17 protein-coding genes are annotated in these 21,378 nt (G+C 42.0%); 9 read left to right on the top strand and 8 right to left on the bottom strand.

Annotation, left to right across the window (positions count from 1 at the left end; genetic code table 11):
- The first annotated feature begins 283 nt into the window (after positions 1-283).
- From BM156_RS04185 to BM156_RS04170, 3 genes are all read left to right on the top strand, one after another.
- A complete protein-coding gene (locus BM156_RS04185) occupies positions 284-874 on the top strand; it encodes a hypothetical protein (protein ID WP_093918548.1) in 591 nt (196 codons plus the stop codon).
- A 313-nt stretch (positions 875-1,187) separates the two neighbouring features.
- The gene (locus BM156_RS04175) at positions 1,188-1,511 is read left to right on the top strand and encodes a GIY-YIG nuclease family protein (protein ID WP_093918546.1); all 324 of its coding nucleotides are present in this window, start codon (positions 1,188-1,190) and stop codon (positions 1,509-1,511) included.
- A gap of 242 nt (positions 1,512-1,753) precedes the next feature.
- On the top strand, positions 1,754-3,232 hold the full coding sequence (locus tag BM156_RS04170) for a P-loop NTPase fold protein (protein ID WP_093918545.1): 1,479 nt from the start codon (positions 1,754-1,756) through the stop codon (positions 3,230-3,232).
- Positions 3,233-3,418: 186 nt separating this feature from the next.
- On the opposite strand, the gene scpA is transcribed toward BM156_RS04170, so the two are convergent.
- The 6 genes from scpA to BM156_RS04140 all read right to left on the bottom strand — a co-directional run bounded on the left by scpA (position 3,419) and on the right by BM156_RS04140 (position 12,469).
- Positions 3,419-5,572, bottom strand: coding sequence for a methylmalonyl-CoA mutase (scpA, locus tag BM156_RS04165; RefSeq protein WP_093918544.1), 2,154 nt, complete (start codon positions 5,570-5,572; stop codon positions 3,419-3,421).
- Positions 5,573-5,619: 47 nt separating this feature from the next.
- Positions 5,620-5,976 (bottom strand): four helix bundle protein, encoded by a 357-nt coding sequence (locus tag BM156_RS04160; RefSeq protein ID WP_093918543.1) that lies wholly within the window; start codon positions 5,974-5,976, stop codon positions 5,620-5,622.
- 46 nt (positions 5,977-6,022) lie between these two features.
- Positions 6,023-7,903: a methylmalonyl-CoA mutase family protein gene (locus BM156_RS04155; RefSeq protein WP_093918692.1), complete on the bottom strand. Its 1,881-nt coding sequence runs from the start codon at positions 7,901-7,903 to the stop codon at positions 6,023-6,025.
- A gap of 228 nt (positions 7,904-8,131) precedes the next feature.
- Positions 8,132-10,471, bottom strand: coding sequence for a TonB-dependent receptor (locus tag BM156_RS04150; protein WP_093918542.1), 2,340 nt, complete (start codon positions 10,469-10,471; stop codon positions 8,132-8,134).
- Between the two features lie 170 nt (positions 10,472-10,641).
- Complete coding sequence (locus tag BM156_RS04145) at positions 10,642-11,406, bottom strand: LytR/AlgR family response regulator transcription factor (RefSeq protein WP_212733404.1); 765 nt, start codon at positions 11,404-11,406, stop codon at positions 10,642-10,644.
- Positions 11,381-12,469 carry a sensor histidine kinase gene (locus tag BM156_RS04140; protein WP_170846854.1) on the bottom strand — a complete coding sequence of 363 codons (1,089 nt, stop codon included), beginning with the start codon at positions 12,467-12,469 and terminating at the stop codon, positions 11,381-11,383. The genes BM156_RS04145 and BM156_RS04140 overlap by 26 nt, the downstream gene beginning before the upstream one ends.
- A gap of 489 nt (positions 12,470-12,958) precedes the next feature.
- Here BM156_RS04140 and BM156_RS04135 point away from each other — a divergent pair, with 489 nt between their 5' ends.
- The 5 genes from BM156_RS04135 (at position 12,959) to BM156_RS04115 (ending at position 17,530) form a co-directional block, all read left to right on the top strand.
- Positions 12,959-13,840, top strand: coding sequence for an SDR family NAD(P)-dependent oxidoreductase (locus BM156_RS04135; protein WP_170846853.1), 882 nt, complete (start codon positions 12,959-12,961; stop codon positions 13,838-13,840).
- A complete protein-coding gene (locus tag BM156_RS04130) occupies positions 13,770-14,753 on the top strand; it encodes an NAD-dependent epimerase/dehydratase family protein (RefSeq protein WP_093918539.1) in 984 nt (327 codons plus the stop codon). Before BM156_RS04135 ends, BM156_RS04130 begins: the two co-directional genes overlap by 71 nt.
- 53 nt (positions 14,754-14,806) lie before the next feature.
- Positions 14,807-15,223 carry an META domain-containing protein gene (locus BM156_RS04125; RefSeq protein WP_093918538.1) on the top strand — a complete coding sequence of 139 codons (417 nt, stop codon included), beginning with the start codon at positions 14,807-14,809 and terminating at the stop codon, positions 15,221-15,223.
- Positions 15,224-15,366: 143 nt separating this feature from the next.
- On the top strand, positions 15,367-16,473 hold the full coding sequence (locus BM156_RS04120; protein WP_093918537.1) for an aminotransferase class I/II-fold pyridoxal phosphate-dependent enzyme: 1,107 nt from the start codon (positions 15,367-15,369) through the stop codon (positions 16,471-16,473).
- Entirely contained in the window at positions 16,460-17,530 is a 1,071-nt protein-coding gene (locus BM156_RS04115; protein ID WP_093918536.1) for a dipeptide epimerase, read from the top strand. Before BM156_RS04120 ends, BM156_RS04115 begins: the two co-directional genes overlap by 14 nt.
- Positions 17,531-17,796: 266 nt before the next feature.
- Here BM156_RS04115 and BM156_RS04110 read toward each other — a convergent pair whose 3' ends face one another.
- Positions 17,797-18,627: an MBL fold metallo-hydrolase gene (locus BM156_RS04110; protein ID WP_170846852.1), complete on the bottom strand. Its 831-nt coding sequence runs from the start codon at positions 18,625-18,627 to the stop codon at positions 17,797-17,799.
- Between the two features lie 45 nt (positions 18,628-18,672).
- Positions 18,673-19,779: a DUF3810 domain-containing protein gene (locus BM156_RS04105; RefSeq protein WP_093918534.1), complete on the bottom strand. Its 1,107-nt coding sequence runs from the start codon at positions 19,777-19,779 to the stop codon at positions 18,673-18,675.
- 131 nt (positions 19,780-19,910) lie between these two features.
- On the opposite strand from BM156_RS04105, the gene BM156_RS04100 reads away from it, so the two are divergent.
- Entirely contained in the window at positions 19,911-21,329 is a 1,419-nt protein-coding gene (locus tag BM156_RS04100; RefSeq protein WP_093918533.1) for a UDP-N-acetylmuramate--L-alanine ligase, read from the top strand.
- Positions 21,330-21,378: the final 49 nt, after the last annotated feature.

Genomic DNA, 21,378 nt, shown 5'->3' with positions numbered 1-21,378 from the left:
CTCAACAAGATAAGTCTTGAAGCTTGCTCTTCCAAGACCAGTCGCATTTCAAGTAAAAATAATATTCATAATTATTTTTTGGCAAGATATTTGACAAGCACATCCAATTCTTATCAAACTCTTTATTTATAAGCAATAAAGAAGGTCTAATCCCCATTAGATTTATCAATCAACGACACAATACAAAATTAACCTACCCTTAACGTATGTTTTACAGCATATGTTTTAAAACATACTACATTTGTAACTGTAATTCATTACGAACATTTAAAAATTCAAAACTATGAAAACATTCAGAACAATTACCATGATGGTTGCTTTAACAGTTATTGCAAACATCGCTATGGCAAGCGGAAATCTGCGTGTAAACATCTTGCCTTTAAAAGCAGATCGCGCAGTCGTTGCTATTTCAAACAATGCCGAGAGCAAGTTCCAGATCAGTATTGAAGACGAACAAGGCGCTGTTGTTTATTTCAAAGAAACTGATGGAGGGATGGCTGACTACCGCAAAGTGTACGATTTTTCAAACTTGGAAAATGGTAGCTACAAACTAGTTGTAAGCCTTGACAACATCTCTGGCGAGCGTGAATTCTCTATTGATCATGGTGTTATCAATGTCGGTAAAGAAAAAACGTTGGCTGCTCCATTTTTCTCATTCAAAGACGACATCTTGCGTGTTGCATACTTGAACCACCAAGGAGAGAAAACAAGCTTGTACATTTACACCAAAGGGGAACTTGTTTACAGCAAAGCATTGGAAAATTCTTTCTCTGTAAACGAAGGACTTGATCTTTCTAAATTGACAACAGGAGACTACCAGGTGGTACTGGCCTCAGGAGATGAAGTTTACGATTATAATTTAGCAGTAAACTAAGAAAGTCATAAACTTTTTTTCCAATGCGGTTATCCAAAAGAAACCGCATTTTTTTTGCTCTAAACTTTACGACGCTCCCCCCCTTTAACCATTCCAGTTCTAAAACGATCTTGCCAAACTTATTGCAGTACCTTCTCAATCTTCAAAAGTTCTTTTTACACCTCCATATCCTAAAACGAATTCAGGATAACGCTTTTGCCAAGACCGATTCCCCTGCCATTAAGCGTCTTGCCGAACTTGTTTCGGCATCTGTTAACTAAATACAAAACGTTCTCTTCCGAAATTCTTACCTTTAGCTAACAAAATTGACAGCATGCATAAAGGCTTCGTTTATATCCTGTCGAACAAAAATCGAACAACCTTCTACATTGGAGTTACTTCCGATATTAAACGACGGATACTCGAACACAAAACGGGAATAGGATCGGCCTTTACCAAAAAGTACAACCTGACTGATTTGATGTATTATGAGAAAATAGAAGGCATGAACGAATGCATCAATCGGGAAAAGCAACTTAAAAATTGGCATCGTGACTGGAAAATCAATTTGATTCGAGAAGACAACCCTGAAATGAAAGATTTGTCCGCCAGTTGGTTTATAGAACAAGATGGGAAGCTGCTTCTTTCGGACAGATAAAGACGCAATTCGTATCATAGAAAACACGGTAGAGATTCGCAAGTAGATCCTGAAACAAGTTCAGGATAAATACCCCTGCAATTTAAGCGTCTTGCCGGACTTGTTTCGGCATCTCTAAGTACCATTAAAAAGACATCAGGTATAAGCAAGCAGATCCCGAAATAAATTCGGGATGACGCAAGTATTTCGCTGATTCTGCTTTTTTAATGGTTATTATAATGTTTTGTAATTTTAAAGAAAAAATGACAGAGCAAAAACTAACTATTCCTATCGATGCAATAAAAGCAGATTTCAACGAATTCCTGACTCCGGAATCTAACAAACGAATTATATTTTCAGGACCATTCGGAATTGGAAAAACTTATTTCCTTGATAAGTTCTTCAGAAAGGAGAATAAAGGATATCTACCAATATTTCTAAGACCTGTCAATTATTCTTTGCTCTCCAATGAAGATGTATTTAAATTGATAAAATATGACATTCTTTATCAATTGATTCTGTTTCCGGAATTTGAGATTGAAAAAGAATTCAAATTAACAAAAGGAGAATACACTAAGTTTTTTTTTCGTGACTATGGATTCTCAACTTTAAGTAATCTCCTCAAATTAATTCCGAAAATTCAAACAACTGTTGACAGCTTTGAAAAAATTGGAGAATTGATAACAGCATACAAAGAAGGATTAGAAAATATCAAGCAAACAGATGAACTAACAAAGCTATTTGACTTTCAAAATGAGACACAAGCAAATTTCCTTCTCGAATATGACAATGCGTCCCAATACATTTCTTGGAAACTAGAGGAAATTTCAAAAAAAGATACAAATCAAGAAAACTTGAAAAAAGTATTGATTATTGACGACCTTGACCGCCTTGACCCAGAGCACATATTTCGTTTATTCAACGTTTTTAGTGCTCACTTTGATCAAGCAAAATACTATTCGAGCAATGAAGAAAATATTCCTGACAACAAGTTTGGATTTGACAAGATAATCTTTGTATGTGATATCGAAAATATTCGAAAAATATTTGCCCACAAATATGGAAAAGGTGTTGATTTCAGTGGATATATTGATAAGTTCTACTCTTCTCAAGTTTATCATTTTAATAAAAATAAAATCGTATTAGACTATGTTGATCAAATATTTAAATCATACGAGAATAGTTCCCCTCAAAAAGGAGGTAGCCAGGATCAAATATTAACCTTCATCAAACCAATCTTTATAGATCTCATCAATGCAAATGCCATAAATCACAGAGTCATCGAAAACATAGATAAAAACAGAACTAATTTCAAGGATCCATATACTGTTAGTTTTTGGAATCCACTTTTCTCAAGGAACTATGAATTTGTTTTTATTCAAGTTCTTGATTTCTTATATGATATTTTTGGCAAAAATTATGAAGCACTATATGAAGCAATAGAAAAAGCTTCATGCCTAAAAAAGAACACAACAAACCAATTAATTAACAGACATATTAAACACCTCCTCCCTTTGCTATCACTAAAAACGATAGACGAAGACTCTCAACAATCATGGCATTTTGAGCCAAATCGTCCTTCTTTATCATTCAAAATAGCTAAGGACGAAAATGAATGCATTGTTGCCAATATAGTTTCTTCTGAATATTCATGGATAACCCATCAAAATTACTATCGATTTCTTCTCATAGTCATTGAAAATTTAAAAGCAATTGGGGTCTTTGAATTTAACCCAGAATAAGCTAACAAAACATCTAAAGAAAGGTCCTTTTTAAAGAATAGCGTAATAGAATCAGGTAAACACTACGCTCCAATTTGAGACTACCACCCAGTAAAATAAAAAAAGCCACTCCCTTGCGGAAATGGCTTTTTATATGGTGAATTGAACAGGTGACTCGGAGTCACCTGCCCAATAACAGTCAGCTTTCTATTCTTCGTGAGCTGAGATCAAAATCTCCAGGATTTTCTTACCTGCAGCAGACACGCTGGTACCAGGACCAAAAATGGCAACGACACCTGCATCATACAAACATTGGTAATCCTGAGCAGGAATCACACCACCAGCAATAACCATGATGTCTTCGCGCCCCAGTTTTTTAAGCTCTTCGATTACAGCAGGAACCAAAGTTTTGTGGCCTGCAGCCAAAGAAGAAACTCCCATCACGTGTACGTCGTTTTCAACCGCTTGCTTAGCAGCTTCTTCCGGAGTTTGGAACAGAGGTCCCATATCTACGTCAAAGCCAAGATCGGCATAACCGGTTGCTACTACTTTTGCTCCACGGTCGTGACCATCCTGCCCCATTTTGGCAATCATGATCCGTGGCTGACGGCCTTCCAGCTCGGCAAATTTCTTCGCCAAATCTTGTGCGTCCAGGAAGGTTTTATCTTGCTTACTTTCTGATGAGTACACGCCTGAAATAGTTCTAATTACAGCTTTATAACGTCCTACGACTGATTCGCAGGCATCTGAAATTTCACCCAATGAAGCACGTTTTTGTGCTGCTTTAATCGAGAGATCAAGCAAGTTGCCTTCACCTGTTTCGGCACATTTGGTAATGGCATGCAATGCTTGTTGTACCTCTTCGTCGTTACGCTCGGCGCGCAGTTTCTGCAAACGCTCAATTTGCGATTGACGAACGGCAGTGTTGTCGATTTCCAAGATATCGATTGGATCTTCTTTTTCCAAACGGTACTTATTCACCCCAACAATTGTTTGAGCGTTGCTATCGATACGTCCCTGAGCACGTGCAGCAGCTTCCTCAATACGCATTTTTGGAACACCGGTTTCGATTGCTTTCGCCATACCGCCCAGTTTTTCAACTTCCTCAATCAATTTCCAGGCGCTTTGAGCCAAGTCATTAGTCAAAGCTTCTACATAATAAGAACCAGCCCATGGGTCAGCTCCCCGACAAATCTCTGTTTCTTGTTGAATGTACAACTGAGTGTTACGTGCAATACGCGCAGAGAAGTCAGTTGGCAACGCAATAGCTTCATCCAAGGCGTTGGTGTGCAACGACTGGGTATGTCCTAATGCAGCACCCATTGCTTCGATAGCAGTACGACCTACGTTGTTGAATGGATCTTGCTCAGTCAACGACCAACCAGAAGTTTGCGAGTGCGTACGCAGTGCCATCGACTTTGGATTTTTAGGATTGAATTGTTTCACCAATTTAGCCCAAATCATACGAGCAGCGCGCATTTTAGCAATCTCCATGAAGTGATTCATTCCAATTGCCCAGAAGAAAGACAAACGAGGCGCAAATGCATCCACATCCAAGCCCGCTTTCATTCCTGTACGAATGTAGTCCAATCCATCAGCAAGGGTGTAGGCCATTTCAATATCGGCAGTCGCACCAGCTTCTTGCATGTGGTAACCCGAAATAGAGATTGAGTTGAATTTAGGCATCTTTTGAGATGTGAACTCAAAGATGTCAGCAATTGCTTTCATTGAGAATTCTGGTGGGTAGATGTAGGTATTACGAACCATAAATTCCTTCAGAATATCATTCTGAATGGTTCCAGCCAATTGATCCATGCTGGCACCTTGTTCCAATGCAGTAACAATGTAGAAAGCCATTACTGGAAGTACCGCTCCATTCATGGTCATTGAAACAGACATCTTATCCAATGGGATTTGATCGAACAGGATTTTCATATCCAGGATCGAATCGATCGCTACCCCTGCTTTACCAACATCACCAACTACCCGTGGGTGATCCGAGTCGTATCCACGGTGTGTGGCCAAGTCAAAAGCTACTGAAAGCCCTTTCTGACCAGCGGCCAGGTTACGACGGTAAAATGCGTTAGACTCTTCAGCGGTAGAAAACCCGGCATACTGACGGATGGTCCATGGGCGCATCGCGTACATCGCAGAGTAAGGCCCGCGAAGGAATGGAGGCAAACCGGCAGCATAATTCAAATGCTCCATGCCTTCCAAATCGTCTTTAGTGTAAACTGGTTTTACCGGGATTTGCTCCGGGGTCATCCAGTCTTTCGAAATTTTATTTTGAGCAGCCCACGCCTTAGCATCTGCTTTTGCCTGTGCTTCTTTAATGTTTATATTTTTAAAATTTGGCTTCATGTTTTTAAGATTTTAGATTTTAGACACTAGATCTTAGACTTTAGATTTTAGACATTAAACAGATTTCTCTGAAAAGCGATTAGCATCTTGATAATCTCTGAAGTTTTAGCTAAGATTTCTTCTTTGGTATTCTCAGTAATATACTCAAGATCAGAAGCAAGAATAATCAACGATTCAACTTCAAACAAAGAGCCTTTAGCCATATCCAGAAAATGACTGAAGTCTTTATCGGTTCCTCGTCCAGCTCCTTCTGCAATATTCAACATTACCGAAACTACAGCTCGCCGTGTTTGAGAAGTTAATCCATAAAGTTCTTCAGACGGAAATTTTTTGGTTACTAGGTACACCTCTTTTACAAGAATCCTTGCCCTTTGCCAAATCTTTATTTCCTTATAGTTATGCATCCTGAATGTCTATTGTCTAAAGTCTGATGTCTTAATATCTATTGACCTATTTGATTCCCAATTTAGCTTGATATCCTTTCAGGTCTTCCAGCACATTACTTCTCACATGGATGAAGTTTTCAATGCCTTTGGCTTTTAACTCGTCAGTGCAAGCAGGTGCGCCAGCAACAACGAAAATGGCATCATCCTCAATCAGATCAAAAGCTGCAGGAGCTAATTCAGCATATTCATCATCAGAACTACAGATCACTACGATATTGGCACCAGCTTCTTTGGCAGCAGCAATACCTTCTTCAACCGTAGCAAATCCGTTGTTGTCTTTTACTTCGTAACCAGCCACGGCAAAGAAGTTACATGCAAACTGAGCACGTGCTTTGCGGAAGTTCAGGTTACCAATTGTCAACATGAAAGCCAACGGACGTTTGTTATCTTTTGAGTATTTATCGGTTGCCACACGAACAGCTTCAAAAGCCTGGGCTCCACGATAAGGTTTGATGGTTTCAATTTCAGCATCTTCAGCAGTCAGATCCATTGGGCTCAATGCTTCTTCTACTGAGTCGGCTTTTTCTAAGCGCTCGGTGAAGTTCGGGAATTGATTAATTCCTAACAAGTTCTCGCGACGAGTCGCAATATTCAGGTCACGCTTGGTAGCCATTTCCTTCACTTTTCCTTGAACGAAACCTTCTTTAGCCGCAGCAAGGAAACCACCTTTTTCTTGAATTTCAAGGAACAACTTCCATGCTTCATCAGCAATCGAAGCTGTCAGTTCTTCAATGTAGTATGAACCGGCACCCGGGTCAACAATCTTGTCGAAGTGAGATTCTTCTTTCAACAATAATTGTTGGTTGCGAGCAATGCGGTCAGAGAATGTCGTTGATTCTTCGTAAATCGCGTTGAAGGGCAACACCGTAATTGAATCGGCTCCACCCAAAGCAGCACTCATCGCTTCGGTTTGCGTACGCAGCATGTTTACGTAAGGATCATAGAATGTTTTGTTCCAGCTTCCAGTTTCTGCATGTACCTGCATTTGGCAAGCTTCTTCATTCTTGGGTTCGTAAGCTTTTACAATTTGAGCCCACAACATGCGCCCTGCACGGAATTTCGCAATTTCCATGAAGTAGTTGGCACTAACGCTCAAGTTGAATTTCATGTTTTTAGCAACAGCATCAATAGCCACACCTTCGTCGGTTAAAACGGAAAGGTATTCAGCTCCCTGTGCCAACGAAAATGCCAACTCTTGCACCACTGAGGCACCAGCATTTCCATAGTTTTTACCGTTAACCGCCAATGCGCGATATTGTGGCAATTCAGCTGATTTTTCAATCAGGTTCTTGGCTTGACCTTTTACATGATCAAGACCTTTTTTGAAGCGGCCATAAAGCAGGTAATTACCGAATGGATCGTAAGCAACTGATGCCACAACGTTTTTCGGATCCCACTTGCCTGCCAACACATAAGCAGCAAAAGCTTCTGCCAATTCGCATGTACAGCAGCTGGCAATCAGGTTAACTTCAATGGATTCCAGGCAAACGTTGTTCAACAACACGGCTAGATCTTCCTTGGTAACTTGGTTACATCCCTTAAAAACGAAACCCAAAGAGGTTACGCCTTTCATCAAAACATCCAAAGCCTTTTTGTTGGCCTCTTCTAAATCTTCGACGAGGATATTTTGACGAACATACCAGTCGTTATTATTCGTTTTTGTTCCACGTACATAAGGAAACTCACCCGGAAGTGTATCCAGGTAATTTAATTGCTCCAGGTCTTCCTGCCTGTAGTAAGGCTGAACGGAAAAGCCTTCATTAGTCCTCCAAACCAATTTACGGTCAAAGTCAGCGCCTTTTAAATCGGCAACTACTTTTTCTTTCCATGCCTCAGTACTGACAGGAGGAAACTCGTTAAATAATTTGATATATTTTTCTGCCATAATGTAACTGTTAAGAAAATCAGGCTGCAAAATTAACCTTTTTACATAAGGACTACTCAAAAAATCGCAAGTTTTTAACCTTTAAGTAACAAATATCAGGTTTTGATTTTCAGGCATTTACATATGAATGAATTTAGATACATCGAATTTGAGTGCTATTTTTACCCAGTATAAATAAGGCATGATAAAAATCATGCCTTATTTCTTTCAGCAACCATTAATAATTCACTAAAACTCAATCTTATAACTCAAATTAGGTACGACAATGCGATCGAACTGCTTTTCTGGACGCCCATTCTGCAGATTAAACTCATAATCACGGTATTCCTCGTTGCCCAAAGCATTTAGCAGATGGAAAGACCAGATACTTGCATGCTTTGGTTTATTCTTCCGATATGACAGGCTGAATGAAACCACCAAAGCCGGATCTTCCTGTTTGGTATATGCACGCGAGTAGTCGTAGGTTAACTCCCCACTTTCCATCGACTCGTCCACAAGCAAAGGCGTGTAGCGATCGCCTCCCATCCAGGTCATTCGTCCATTTAAACTTAAGGTGTTGGCATCGTTCTTCCCCAACTGCCATTCCTTACCTGCCAAAAGGTTCAGCAAATAATTCTTATTGTACAAGCTGTTACGCTCAATGCCATCGCCTCCTTTATACTTTGAATCGAATAGCGACGCTGTTGCCAGGTAGTAAAAGCCGTTGGTCAGGAAGTGCTCCAAAGTAAAATCAACGCCAAGGTTAGTTCCTGTTCCATCATTCACCAAGGTTTCGTTGAAAAACCAATCCATTTCCAGGTTTTGCAATGAGAAATAACTATCCGGAACAACCGGCACATCATACAAATACTGAAAATATGGTTCAATTTTTAGACGAGTGTTTCGATTCAGGTTGATGTCGTAGGCTAATCCCCCGTGGTGAGCTTTCGTCATTTTCAAATCTTTATTGGGCTGAATAATGCCATTGTCCGTTTGTTGACGCGCCATGTAAAAGCCAATCATCTCGATGCGACTATTTAAACCATAGGCAAAACCTAATGACTGATTGGGATTAAACTGCCACTTCAAGCCAACTCGAGGCTCTACGCTCACCTCATCATTCAAACTAAAATAATGCAGATGTACCCCCAGATTCAGCTTTACTTGGGTTGACAGGTTAACCATGGACTGCGAATAGGCTTGCACAGAAGAAGCATCGCCCTCTTCGTTGGCAAAGGCCACCAATGGTTGCCCCAGAACAGCTGCCTCCCGATTATCGACATTGTAATGGTGCCGATTAACCACCACCCCCGTCCGGTTGGCATGATGAACACCAAATTTATGATTTAGCGTACTGGTAAAAGTATATTTCGAGGTGTTGTTATTCACTCGTTCTTTAGGCTGAAGGTCCATTCCTTCGTCCAACTCATCATATACCGTTTCGATACGATTGCCCGAAGCAGCCAAAGTAGTATGCAAATAAGTGGTTTGATTAAACAACATTTTGTGCGTTAAGCCAATAGCTCCTGTTGCCAAATCCAAAGCATAACCTTCCTTGTCCTGCACTGTTTCCCACTCCGACTGATCCTTCAGAGGCTCTCGTTCCTGGTCGTCCAAAGCACCAATTCCCCAAAGGGTAAAGTTCCCCATTCGTTTCGTCGGAAAATTCAGTTTAAATGAAAAATCCTGGTAACCAATATCGCCCGCTTCTTCCGGAATCAGCGATCCCAGCAAAGCATAGGTTGAATAGCGGTAGTTAAACAAGTAAGATGCCCCGCCTTTTTTCAGTGGTCCTTCCGAAGAAAAGTCGAGTCCGGTAACACCTGCCTTAAAAGCGTGTTCATAAGTTTCATTGTTTCCATTTCGAAGCCGGATATCAAAAACTCCGGACAAGGCATTACCATACTCCGCGGGGAAAGCTCCGGTATAAAAGTCCGAATTGGCTAACATGTGACTGGACAGCGCAGTTATCCCTCCAGCTCCAAAAGCAATCACATTGGCAAAGTGCGTTGGATTGGCAATTTCAACGCCCTCCATACGCCACAGTAGGTTACGAGGAGAGTTCCCTCGAACTACAATCCCATTGTTGCCAATTTCGGAGGCCACACCGGCAAACGAACCAGCCAAACGGGCAGGATCGTCATAGCCTCCCGCGTACCTGTTTGCTTCTTCAACACTTAACTGGCGTGCACTAATAGTAGCCATCGTATTCAACGGCTGCTCTTTTGACGTTCGGGCAACAATTTTCACCTCCTCCAACTGCTCCGTTAACTCCTGCAAAGCAGCTTTCAAGACAACCTCTTTACCGGAGCCTACAAGCACCTCCCGAAACAAATAGTTTTCATACCCAATAAAGCTCACTAACAAATCGTAACGCCCAGGCTGAATATCCCACAAGCGAAATTTACCATGTTCATCCGTAATGGTCCCCAATTGAGGATCACTGTTCAGTACGACAACCGATGCTCCGGGCAGTGGGGCCTGGGTAACAGCATCAACCACCTCACCACGAACAACCTGCCCTTCCTGTGCCCAGGAACTTGCCTGGGCACCTAAAAGAATTAAAAGAATAACTAGTTTTCTGACCATTGTTTAATTGTTTGAATAATTGTTTTCTGAATGTCATTTTTAAGCAAATCAATCCCTGCTCACATCAGGCCATTTTTTGCCTTTGCAAGAATAAATCTCTGTATTTAAATTTGGTAACGTGCTACCGATTCCACTCTTCAGCTTCTAATCATTCCTGATACGAAGTCGAATCATCCAATCCACTCTTTAAAATCATTCACCCGTTCGCGACTGACAATGATGTCTTTCCCCATATCGGGCTGAAGAACCAATTTTAACCGGCTATTGTAATAAGTATGAATTTTCTCTACAGATTCAAGTTTGATTAACATTTTTCTGTTGATCCGAAAAAAGTCCCGTGGATCAAGCATTTGCTCCAACTGCTCCAGCGAATAATCCATCGGCAACTTAAGGTTCGATTTGCTATTGGCCCAAACCAAACCATCTTCAAAAAAGAAATAAGCAATATCCTTACTTTCGATTCGCTTGAGCTGCTCCCCTAGCTTAACCAAAAAACGCTGCTTGTACTTCCCTTCCCGACTGATTTGCTCATACAAAGTTTGAATGAGCTGACTTTGTACCTGCGGTTGTTGGCTCCGGTATTTATTAAACTTCTCAAAAGCCGCAACTAACTCTTCAAAATCAATTGGTTTCAAAATGTAATCCACGCTATTTACCTTAAATGCTTTTATGGCATACTCGTCATAAGCTGTGGTAAAAATCACCGGAACATCAATCACCACTTCATTGAAAAGCTCGAAGCACGATCCGTCAGTCAGGTGAATGTCCATCAAAATCAGGTCAGGATTTGGATTCGACTTAAACCAAGCCACTCCTTGCTTAACCGAGCTCAACACCTCAACCACCTCAAGGTTTTGATCCAGGCGAGCAAGTAACTGCTCCAAGCGCTCTGCGCTTAATTGCTCATCTTCAAATATCAAAATATCCAGCTTCACTTTGCGATAACTTTGGAAGTTTTACAGTAAATGTTTCATCGGTTTCTTCAACCTGCAATTCGTAATTGCCAATCAATTCATACCGCTTCTTTATATTCTCCAATCCTATTTTCGAAGAACTCTCGATTAAATCCCGTTTGCTTTTATTATTTCTCACCGTAATGCAATTTTCTTCTGCAAATACGCTCACCACCAACGGATTTTCATCATCAAACCGATTGTGTTTAATGGCATTCTCAACCAACATCTGCAGTGAATTCTTAGGCAGATAAACCGAGCTTTTTAAGTCATTCTTTAAGTCAAGTTCAAAACGAATATTCTCGTTGTACCTCACATTAATTAGGAAAATGTACGATTTCAAAAATTTCAACTCGTCGCCCACCGAAGCCAGACTTTGGTTCTTCCCTTCTAAAATATAGCGATACATTTTTGAAAGTTGCGTAATGTATTCAGCTGAAAGGTTTGGATCCTTGTAAACTAAGGAAGTCAGTACACTCAAGCTATTGAAAAAGAAATGAGGATCAATCTGATTTTTCAATACTTCAAACTTCGATTGAATATTCTCCTTTTTCAACCGCTCTGCCGTCAGCTCAGCTTCTTTCCAATTTCGGAAATAGTAAACTAAATTAATCACCGCAGCGATAAAAAAATAGAAAATCAGAACAATCAGTGAAAAATCCGGATCAAAGATTTTGTAGTCTTTCCACATCAATTCCTGCTTGGTCAGCCGATAGAACAGCTCGTAATAAATCCGCCCAAAACTGATGGCCACCACCACACCATAAGCTGCAAATAGGATAGCCCCCAAAATGGTCCGCATCCATCGATTCAGTTTCGCAAAAGCCGATGGCTTTATTTTGTTAGCCAGCCATAAGCCCAAGCGCCAAAAAAACGCTCCGACAACCACAAAAAACACGTGGAAATAAATTCCCCGGCGACTATAATCCCAAATACCATCAAACGAACTGTCGTAATTCTTGATCAGAAAATGCAGCCCATTGATCATTAAAAATCCCAACACCAACTCAGTGATGAAATAATCTCGTTTTGTTGTATTGAACATGCTATGTTTGACAGACATCGGATTTTTAAAACTGATTACAGAAACAAAACAACAATTAATAATAAATACAAGCAAACGATCTGATCTATATTGTAAGAACAATCAGTTGAGTTGCCAAGAAACTAGTTTAAATTGTAAATCATACCTCCTCGCGTTGCAACAAAAAATGCATTTCTTCAATAAAGCCATAGATTCCGATAGAATTCTCCTACCTTTATACTTCTAAACGTGTAGCCTTGTCTACAATGTGGAATACTTGACCCGTTTAGCCATAGCGCAAAACACTTGCCGCTACAAAACGGCAACGACTCCACTATCAATCGGTTAAAACGACCTACCGACCTGCCAACCTACACCCAAACTAAACTTGCCTGCTTTTTGTATCGTAAACAAGAGAGCCAGCTAAATAAAAATGGCTTTGATACAATCGACAAGCTTGAAGCAATCTTAAGAACGATGGTTCTATACCATTCAAAAAAAAGAATCAAGATGAGCAAACACAACAACTTATATACTTTAATCACCGGAGCCAGCACAGGCTTAGGCAAAGCTTTCGCTGAAGAATGTGCCCACCGTAAAATGAATCTGATTTTGGTAGCACTCCCCAATGAAAACTTAGCATCTTTATGCGAAGTACTTAAAAACACCTACCAAGTCAATGTGTTCTGCAAGGAAACAGACTTAACTGATCGACAGGCTGCTGTTAACTTTGCCAAATGGGTCATAGACAATTTCTCGGTTAACATCCTAATTAATAATGCAGGCACAGGAGGAACCAAACTATTCACCGATAGCACGCTGGATTACCTTGATAATATGATCCAGCTCAATATTCGTGCAACGACGCTGTTGACACGACTTTTACTCCCCAGTTTGAAAAAACATGCGCCAGCACATATTTTAAATGTTTCAAGCCTGGCAGCTTTCTCCCCAGTTCCTTACAAAACAATTTACCCGGCAACCAAAGCTTTTATCCATCATTTTTCAAGAGGTCTCGGCGCCGAGTTAAAAGGAACACAGGTAAGCGTAAGCGTTCTTTATCCAGGGCCAATCATGACCAATTCTGATGTCACCAAGCGAATCAGCGGACAAAGTTCGTATGTCAAGCTATCGATTATGACGCCCGAAGAGACAGCCCGAATTGCCATTCGAAAAATGCTGAAAAGGAAAACAGTTATCATCCCTGGTTTTATGAACCGGTTCAACGCCTTTTTTATTCGCTTAGTTCCTGTGGATTTTAGAATTTTTGTAGGAACCCAGATTTTTAAAAGAGATTTCAAAAAGAAAAAGCCCCAGCAACATGAAGGTACTGATAACCGGAGCCAACAGTCTTCTTGGCAGCAACCTGACCAGAAAACTATTGCAAGCTAACTATAGTGTAAAAGCATTTGTTCGACCAAACAGCAATACACTTTCACTGGAGGGCACGGATGCCGAAATCATTCGAGGTCATTTTACGAATCGCGGTGACCTGCGCCAAGCGTTAACATCCTGCTCTGTAGTTGTCCATGTTGCAGCCAATACAGCCCAATGGCCTTCAGCCTACGAGCACTATTACCAAACCAATGTAGCGGGGACCCAAATCATGCTGGAAGAAAGTAAAACAGCCGGCATTGAACAGTTTATTTTTGTGGGATCAGCCAATGCCTTCGGCCCCGGAAGCAAGCAAAGCCCTGGAGATGAAAACTCGGCATTCCAAAAGGTCCAATACCAATCGGGCTATATGCGAAGCAAATACGAAGCACAGCAATTGGTCCTCAACTTTCAACGAAAGCATCACTTTCCTGCAACTGTGGTTAACCCAACCTTTATGCTCGGAAAGTTCGATGCTAAACCCAGTTCCGGGCAACTTCTCTTAATGGCCTATCCCAAATCCGTTTTCTTTGCGCCTCCGGGAGGAAAAAACTTTGTTCATGTAGAAGATGTGGCTACCGGGATTCTTCATGCCATCGTTCGTGGACAAGCCGGGCACTGTTATTTAATGGGGAATGAGAACTTAAGCTACGAAGAATTTTTTGCAAGCATGAAGCAAGTCACGGACTATCCCAAACAGTTGATAAAGCTTACTCAAACTGTCGTTACAGGAGCTGGAAACATCGGTTCTTTCTGGGAACAACTAACCGGGAAACCCGCCAAACTAAACGCCACCAATGCTCGCTTGCTAACAACCGACAATTACTACACCGCCGCCAAGGCTGTCAACGAACTACAACTTCCGCAAACACCGATTGACAAAGCCATAAGCGATGCCGTTGCCTGGTTCAACGAATTTGGCTATTTGTGACACGCCCGCGCAACCCAAATCCCTTATCTTCATCTTATTAAAAACCAATAAAGATGATGCGTTATTTATGGCTACTTCTCATCCCCTTGTTTAATCATTCTTGCAAAGATGAACCAGCACAAACACAGGACATCTTCCATGCTTGGGAAGCAAAAGAGTTTATTTCAATCGAATCTTTTTACTATCCCAAAATCGATGGGAACAAAATTCTATTAAATATTGAATCACCCAACAGCTATCAATTAAAATTAGATCACAACCAGTGCAATGGTCAAATCGCCCAGCTTTCGCATTCCAAGATCGTTTTCCAATCGGCCGGATGTACAAAGATCTGCTGCGATAGTAAGTTCTCCCAAAAGCTCGTAGAAATGCTCCCTCAAGTAACAAGTTACCATCTCGACAACAACAAACTGAACCTATATATTGATGGCTGGGGAAGCATCCTTTTTCAACAAGTTCAACTGAGATAGTGCTTGAAAATTATTTTAAATATTCTCTTGTTTGAAAGTTTCAATTTCCGTCCTCGTTTCCTATTTTTGATCTAACCATTTGTTAGTAAACTGGTCTTAAGACAGCTCTGACAAGCCCAAACTAAAACCTTTAATTAAACTTAATGATCATACTCGAAGGAAGCGTCGGCTCGTATATTACCATCGAGCGTACCTCATACCACTATTTTGCAGGCAACAACTACCTGGGAATGGCTAATCGTCCTGAAGTGATCGCTGCTGCCTGCGAAGCACTAAAAAAATATGGGACCAACGTTGCTGCATCGCGCCGAACCACCGGTACAACTGATATTCATCTTCAATTAGAAAAACAACTCGCCCAGTTTAAAGGACAGGATGACGCAATCGTTTTTGCTTCAGGCTATCTAGGCAACAAGCTATTGATGGATCAGCTAAAAAACGAGATTACTGTAGTCATCACCGACTCAATGACTCACTCCAGTATTCTGGAAGGAATTCCACCAACCATCCAGGAAATTGCCAACTACAAACATGGTAATATGAAGCAACTGGAAAGCCTGCTAAACGACTTTAAACAACAGAACATTTTAATTGCCACCGATGGTATTTTTGCGCTTACCGGCGATATTGCCCCCTTGGATGAAATCTATGCACTGGCACAAAAGCACCAAGCGCTTGTTTTGGTTGATGATGCCCACGCAACAGGTATCCTGGGGAAACATGGTCGTGGCACCCCCGAACATTTTGGACTGCACAACGCCCCGGGGCTATTTCAGTCTGAGACCATGAGCAAAGCTTTTGGTTCTTACGGAGGATTCGTTGCTGGCTCTCATCAGCTAATTAGTCCCATTCGTGAAAAGTCAGCTTTCTATGGAGCATCAACCGCTTTACCTCCAGCGCTAGCTGCTGCCGGTATTGCTTCGCTGCAATTTTTAGAGAAACACCCTGACCTTCATTCCAAGTTGTTAGCAAAAGCCAGCCAACTCAAAGCAGCTATTGCAGCCTTAGGCTACACAACCAATGAAATCACAACCCCCATTGTTCCCTTGTTTTTTGAACACGCTACAGAAGCCCAACAGCTTTCCGACTTTCTAAAAGCAAACCAGATCATCGCGCCGGTTGTCAACTACCCGGTAAAAGCCGATCAAGCAATCTTGCGCTTAGCCCTGTCGATCGATCATTCAGAAGAACAATTGGATTACTTACTATCAACACTTAAAAAATGGAAAGAACACCATGGACGCAACTAAAATAACCCACGTATCCATTGAGCCACTCAACATTCCACTTGAAGCTCCTTTTACCATTGCCATTGGGGCAAAACACAACATTGAAAATGTGCTTGTCACCATTCAGCTTGAAAATGGGGTTCAAGGCTATGGAGAAGCAGCTCCGCTGGAACCCATCAATGGCGAAAATCAGGCAACGGCCCTAGCCACATTAACCAGTTGCAAGCCATTTTTGATTGGGCAAAAAGCTTCGGACTACCGACAGCTATCCAAACAGTTGAAGAACGTCTTTTGGGCTCAAGCCACGGCCCGGTGTGCCATTGAAATGGCCTTGCTCGACGCTTACACCAAAACGCTTGAAATTCCACTCTTTCAGTTTTGGGGAGGAGCTGAACATCAAATTGAAACCGATTACACCATCGACATTGTTGCGCCAATCACAGCCCGTGAGAATGCGCAGAAACTGGCGCAACAAGGCTACAAAACCCTAAAAACTAAAGTCGGGAAAAGCCTAAAAGACGATGTCAACCGACTGCTCGCAATAAAAGAAGGCGCCCCGGATTGCCGCATCATGCTGGATGCTAACCAAGGTTATACGCCCAGCGAAGCCATTCATTTTTTAGAAGTACTGGAGAAAAATGACATTCGTCCTGAGCTATTTGAACAACCAGTGGTGAAACACGATTTACAAGGCATGAAGCTGGTTAAAGAAAATACATCTGTGCCGGTAGCTGCTGATGAAACCGTATTTACCAGTGCTGATGCTCTGGCTGTTGCCCGTACAGGATGTGCTGACTTAATCAACATCAAACTCATGAAGTCAGGCTTGATTGAAGCGCTCGATATTGCAGCCATTGCCCGAAGTGCCAATATTGGCCTGATGATTGGCTGCATGCTCGAAAGCAAGTTGGGGCTTTCCACCTCTGTTCATTTTGCGGCAGGATTAGGAGGCTTCCAATTTATTGATCTCGATCCTCACTTGGATCCAGAAAAAGAGCCATTCAAGGACGGTCCTGCATTTAACGCACCAAACTACCAACTGACAAATGATGCTGGAATTGGGGTTCGGAAGAAATAGCGGAGTGCAAGGTGCAGAGCGCAAAGAGCCAAGGGGAGAACGGGGATGTGAGACTGGAAGGCAAAGGCTTAGAAAGGATTTTTAGATGTTCAGACTAGCAGAATTGATGATCAACAAACTACAATTAACGGTTGCAAAAGCCTAGACTAAAGGCTCAACCTCGGAGTCTTTGTGGTTTGTTGATTTTGCATCCCAAACTTCAAATCTAATCAAACGTTAAACCTTTCAAACAAAGCGTAGAGGCCCGAAGGGAACCCCGAAGCCGACTACAAATCGAAAGTTTCTTTTAATTTCGGGCCACGGTCAGTCCAAGCCACAGTGGCACATTGGGTATAAAAGTCATGCTCAAAAAACAAGACATAGTCTTTTTCAGCAACTTCTTTTAATAAGCGCTCTTTCTCCTCCATCGAACTTACTGGAAATAAATCGTATGAAGCCAACCAAATAACCGGAATATGAGCAGTTGTGGGAATCAAGTCTGCTGTATAAACATAGGTTTTACCAGCACAATCAACCAAAGGAATTAACTGTCCGGGGGTATGGCCGTCAAACAGCCGGACCTCAAAGCCTGGAAACAACTTGCCCTCATTCTCCACCAACTGCATGTTTCCCTCTTCTTTGAGGAAGTTCAAAATCTCAGGATAATAAGCCGTACACTCCCGTGCATTCGAAATTTGGCTGTGCTCCCACTGCGTCTTACTACACCAATGGGTCGCATTCGGAAAGAGCAGCTTTAGTGTTCCATGCTCTCTCACCACAGCCCCATTGCAATGATCCCAATGCAAGTGCGTAAACACCACATCGGTGATATCTGCCGGAGTATAGCCATGCTGAGCCAGCGACTGAGGCAGAGCATCTGTCTCTTCATGCCCATTGTTTCGTTGCACTTTCTCTGGATAATGCTCCCCCACGCCTGCTTCAATCAAAATCCGCCGCTCACCTTGATCAACCAGCAAACAGCGCATGGTTAAACGCGTCACATTATTTTCATCCGCCGGGTAAACTTTCGACCAAAGTGGTTTTGGAATTACACTGAACAGCGCACCTCCATCGCATGAAAAATGTCCGGCATGTATTGGTATTATCTTCGTATTCATTGGTTTCTTCATTTAATCGTCCATAAAATTTCTTTGATTGGAAACTTAATTGGTTAACAGATTTTCCAAACGCTTGTTCGCTTCTTCATCCATCGAAAAATCCATCACCAGCTTAACAACGCCCGTATAATCTTCAATTCCCTTTTCAACCTGATTGGTTTTCAGATACGCATCGTTCACTTTCAATGCGTAATGATCAATCTTCTCATCCCGCAAGCCTAGCCAATGCTCCCGAATTCGTTTAAAATCTGCCCGAACCTCCGGATTAATCCTTTTCAGAATTGTATCGGCCCCTTCCAGCTGATAACCTTCGTAAACAAAATAGCGCAACACGTACAAGTTTGCACTGTATTGCAAATAACGGTCACCGCTCTGCGCGCAAACCATCCATGCGTAAAAATTGGCCTCAGCCTCGCTGGTAATCCCCAACTGATGCGCCTTTTCATGCGCCAACACCATAGGATATTCCACAGGTAATAAATAATCGTTTAAATGCACTTCACTAAAGAACGGCCCATAGTAACCGGAAATGGTTGCCTGAGCAAAAAAGTGACTGAAGGTAATGGGCTTTGGAGCCCGTACTCCTGCCGGATAGTTCAACCGCAAGAGCGGTGACAAAAGCGCATAAGAGCTCTCCACCAAAGAATCGACCTGCTGAACACTCAGCGTATTAAAAGCAATATGCGATGAATTCGTACCCTCAACCAACTGATCCATCACCTTCAAAAAAGCGGTTCGATCCGGTACACTTTCCTGCACCTGCAAGCGTTCGTTCATCTCTGGTCGGAAATAGTTGAATCCCCACAGCCAGTAAAACAACATATACATTGCAGCCAAGGTATTCACCCACAGGGCAACGACCGAATACCATTTGACTCGGCGAAACAACATTCCCATCAAGCTTACCAAGCCCACGACAATCAGCAAGACATACAACAGGTCGTCCAACGAAAATGGCACCCACTGGCTTATCCACGACAACACACTTGCAATAACCGGATAAAGTCCGCGGGCATAAAACTGCTCCGTTGCATTCGGAAATGCAGAAGCCAAACGAGTTAATAAAAACGTTGACACAGCTAGCGCTAAGCACGTCCTTACTCGGCGCCATAAAAGACTCAATACCTGTTTTTTATTTCGCTTCTGATTCATTGAATTAGCTCCTAGAAAGTCAAAAATACAGAAATTGAAAGAAAGCCAAAATTCAACAAATTCAAGGGAAAGCCCAATTAGTTGAACGACTTTATTTATTTTTAACCTTCGTTTTCAAAAATCAAAACCTTATGCGCATTCATTTTATAGCTATCGGAGGAAGTGCCATGCACAACCTGGCTATTGCCCTACATAAAAAAGGATACCAAATCACCGGAAGTGATGATGAAATATTTGAGCCCTCAAAAAGTCGGCTCAACCAGTATGGTTTGTTGCCAGAAAAAGATGGCTGGAATCCGGATCAGCTCAGTCCCGATATTGATGCTATCATTTTAGGCATGCACGCCCATCCGGACAACCCCGAATTGCAACGAGCAAAAGAATTGGGAATCAAGATTTATTCGTACCCGGAATACCTGTACGAGCAAACCAAAGATAAAACCCGCGTAGTTATTGGCGGTTCACATGGAAAAACAAGTATCACCTCAATGGTTATGCATGTTTTAAAAACCAGCCAAATTGACTTTGACTACATGGTAGGTGCCAATCTTGATGGTTTCGACACAATGGTTTCCTTGAAAGAAGATACCAAAATTGCCGTTTTTGAAGGGGACGAATACCTATCATCGCCCATTGACCGTCGTCCCAAATTTCATCTGTATCATCCGCATGTTGCTTTACTCAGCGGGATTGCCTGGGATCACATCAATGTTTTTCCGACTTTCGACAATTACGTGGAGCAATTTCGGGAGTTTGCCAAACAAATCGAGCCCAATGGGTCACTCATTTATTTTGAAGGGGACGAAAACCTGCAAGCCATTGCAGCCCAAGCAAGACCCGATATCACGCTTTACCCTTACAAGGAGCACCCATCAATCATTGATGATGGCGTAAGCTACCTCTCGTATGGTGAGCGTCAAATCAGACTTCAGGTGTTTGGCAAGCACAACGTGCAAAACATTGCCGGAGCCCAGCTCATCTGCTCTAAAATTGGCATCAGCGATGAGCAGTTTTACCGGGCCATGGTTTCATTTAAAGGGGCTGCCCGACGACTCGAAATCCTTTCTGAAAATAAACACTGTACGGTGTACTACGATTTTGCCCATTCGCCATCAAAGCTAAAGGCAACCACCTCGGCTGTCAAACAACAATTTAACGATCGAAAACTCGTTGCCGTGATGGAACTTCACACCTACAGTTCGCTAAAAAAAGAGTTTCTCCCTCACTACAAGGGCTGCATGCAAGAAGCAGATGAAGCATTGGTATTTTTCAACCCCAAAACAATAGAACACAAGCGCCTGACTCCAATCAGTGAGCAGGAAGTTTTTGACGCATTTGCCCAGGAAGGCTTGCACGTTTATACTGATCCGGAGCTGTTGTTTGCCGAACTACGAGCAAAGCAATGGGACCAAACAAACTTATTGATTATGACCTCCGGGAACTTCTCGGGGCAGGATTTAAAAACCTTTGCCAAAGAAATTACTGGCAACCCGGTTCAATTTAAGCGAAAAGACAACTGGCTACAACATCCTGATGGGATGATGAGCTAGCTAGATAAACTAACGACTAAACTTTAGTCCAAACGAAAATCCTTGATTT

Origin of the sequence: Sunxiuqinia elliptica (assembly GCF_900113005.1) — a bacterium.
In the GTDB taxonomy this organism is placed as follows: domain Bacteria; phylum Bacteroidota; class Bacteroidia; order Bacteroidales; family Prolixibacteraceae; genus Sunxiuqinia; species Sunxiuqinia elliptica.
Note: the sequence above shows the minus strand (reverse complement) of the source record. Positions and strands in the feature narration are given on the sequence as shown.

What these genes read in the sequence shown, in the direction of transcription:
- BM156_RS04185 (WP_093918548.1), top strand. Translation starts at nt 284, where the DNA reads ATGAAAACATTCAGAACAATTACCATGATGGTTGCTTTAACAGTTATT.
- BM156_RS04175 (WP_093918546.1), top strand. Translation starts at nt 1,188, where the DNA reads ATGCATAAAGGCTTCGTTTATATCCTGTCGAACAAAAATCGAACAACC.
- BM156_RS04170 (WP_093918545.1), top strand. Translation starts at nt 1,754, where the DNA reads ATGACAGAGCAAAAACTAACTATTCCTATCGATGCAATAAAAGCAGAT.
- scpA (WP_093918544.1), bottom strand. Translation starts at nt 5,572, where the DNA reads ATGAAGCCAAATTTTAAAAATATAAACATTAAAGAAGCACAGGCAAAA.
- BM156_RS04160 (WP_093918543.1), bottom strand. Translation starts at nt 5,976, where the DNA reads ATGCATAACTATAAGGAAATAAAGATTTGGCAAAGGGCAAGGATTCTT.
- BM156_RS04155 (WP_093918692.1), bottom strand. Translation starts at nt 7,903, where the DNA reads ATGGCAGAAAAATATATCAAATTATTTAACGAGTTTCCTCCTGTCAGT.
- BM156_RS04150 (WP_093918542.1), bottom strand. Translation starts at nt 10,471, where the DNA reads ATGGTCAGAAAACTAGTTATTCTTTTAATTCTTTTAGGTGCCCAGGCA.
- BM156_RS04140 (WP_170846854.1), bottom strand. Translation starts at nt 12,469, where the DNA reads ATGTTCAATACAACAAAACGAGATTATTTCATCACTGAGTTGGTGTTG.
- BM156_RS04135 (WP_170846853.1), top strand. Translation starts at nt 12,959, where the DNA reads ATGAGCAAACACAACAACTTATATACTTTAATCACCGGAGCCAGCACA.
- BM156_RS04130 (WP_093918539.1), top strand. Translation starts at nt 13,770, where the DNA reads ATGAAGGTACTGATAACCGGAGCCAACAGTCTTCTTGGCAGCAACCTG.
- BM156_RS04125 (WP_093918538.1), top strand. Translation starts at nt 14,807, where the DNA reads ATGATGCGTTATTTATGGCTACTTCTCATCCCCTTGTTTAATCATTCT.
- BM156_RS04120 (WP_093918537.1), top strand. Translation starts at nt 15,367, where the DNA reads ATGATCATACTCGAAGGAAGCGTCGGCTCGTATATTACCATCGAGCGT.
- BM156_RS04115 (WP_093918536.1), top strand. Translation starts at nt 16,460, where the DNA reads ATGGACGCAACTAAAATAACCCACGTATCCATTGAGCCACTCAACATT.
- BM156_RS04110 (WP_170846852.1), bottom strand. Translation starts at nt 18,627, where the DNA reads ATGAATACGAAGATAATACCAATACATGCCGGACATTTTTCATGCGAT.
- BM156_RS04105 (WP_093918534.1), bottom strand. Translation starts at nt 19,779, where the DNA reads ATGAATCAGAAGCGAAATAAAAAACAGGTATTGAGTCTTTTATGGCGC.
- BM156_RS04100 (WP_093918533.1), top strand. Translation starts at nt 19,911, where the DNA reads ATGCGCATTCATTTTATAGCTATCGGAGGAAGTGCCATGCACAACCTG.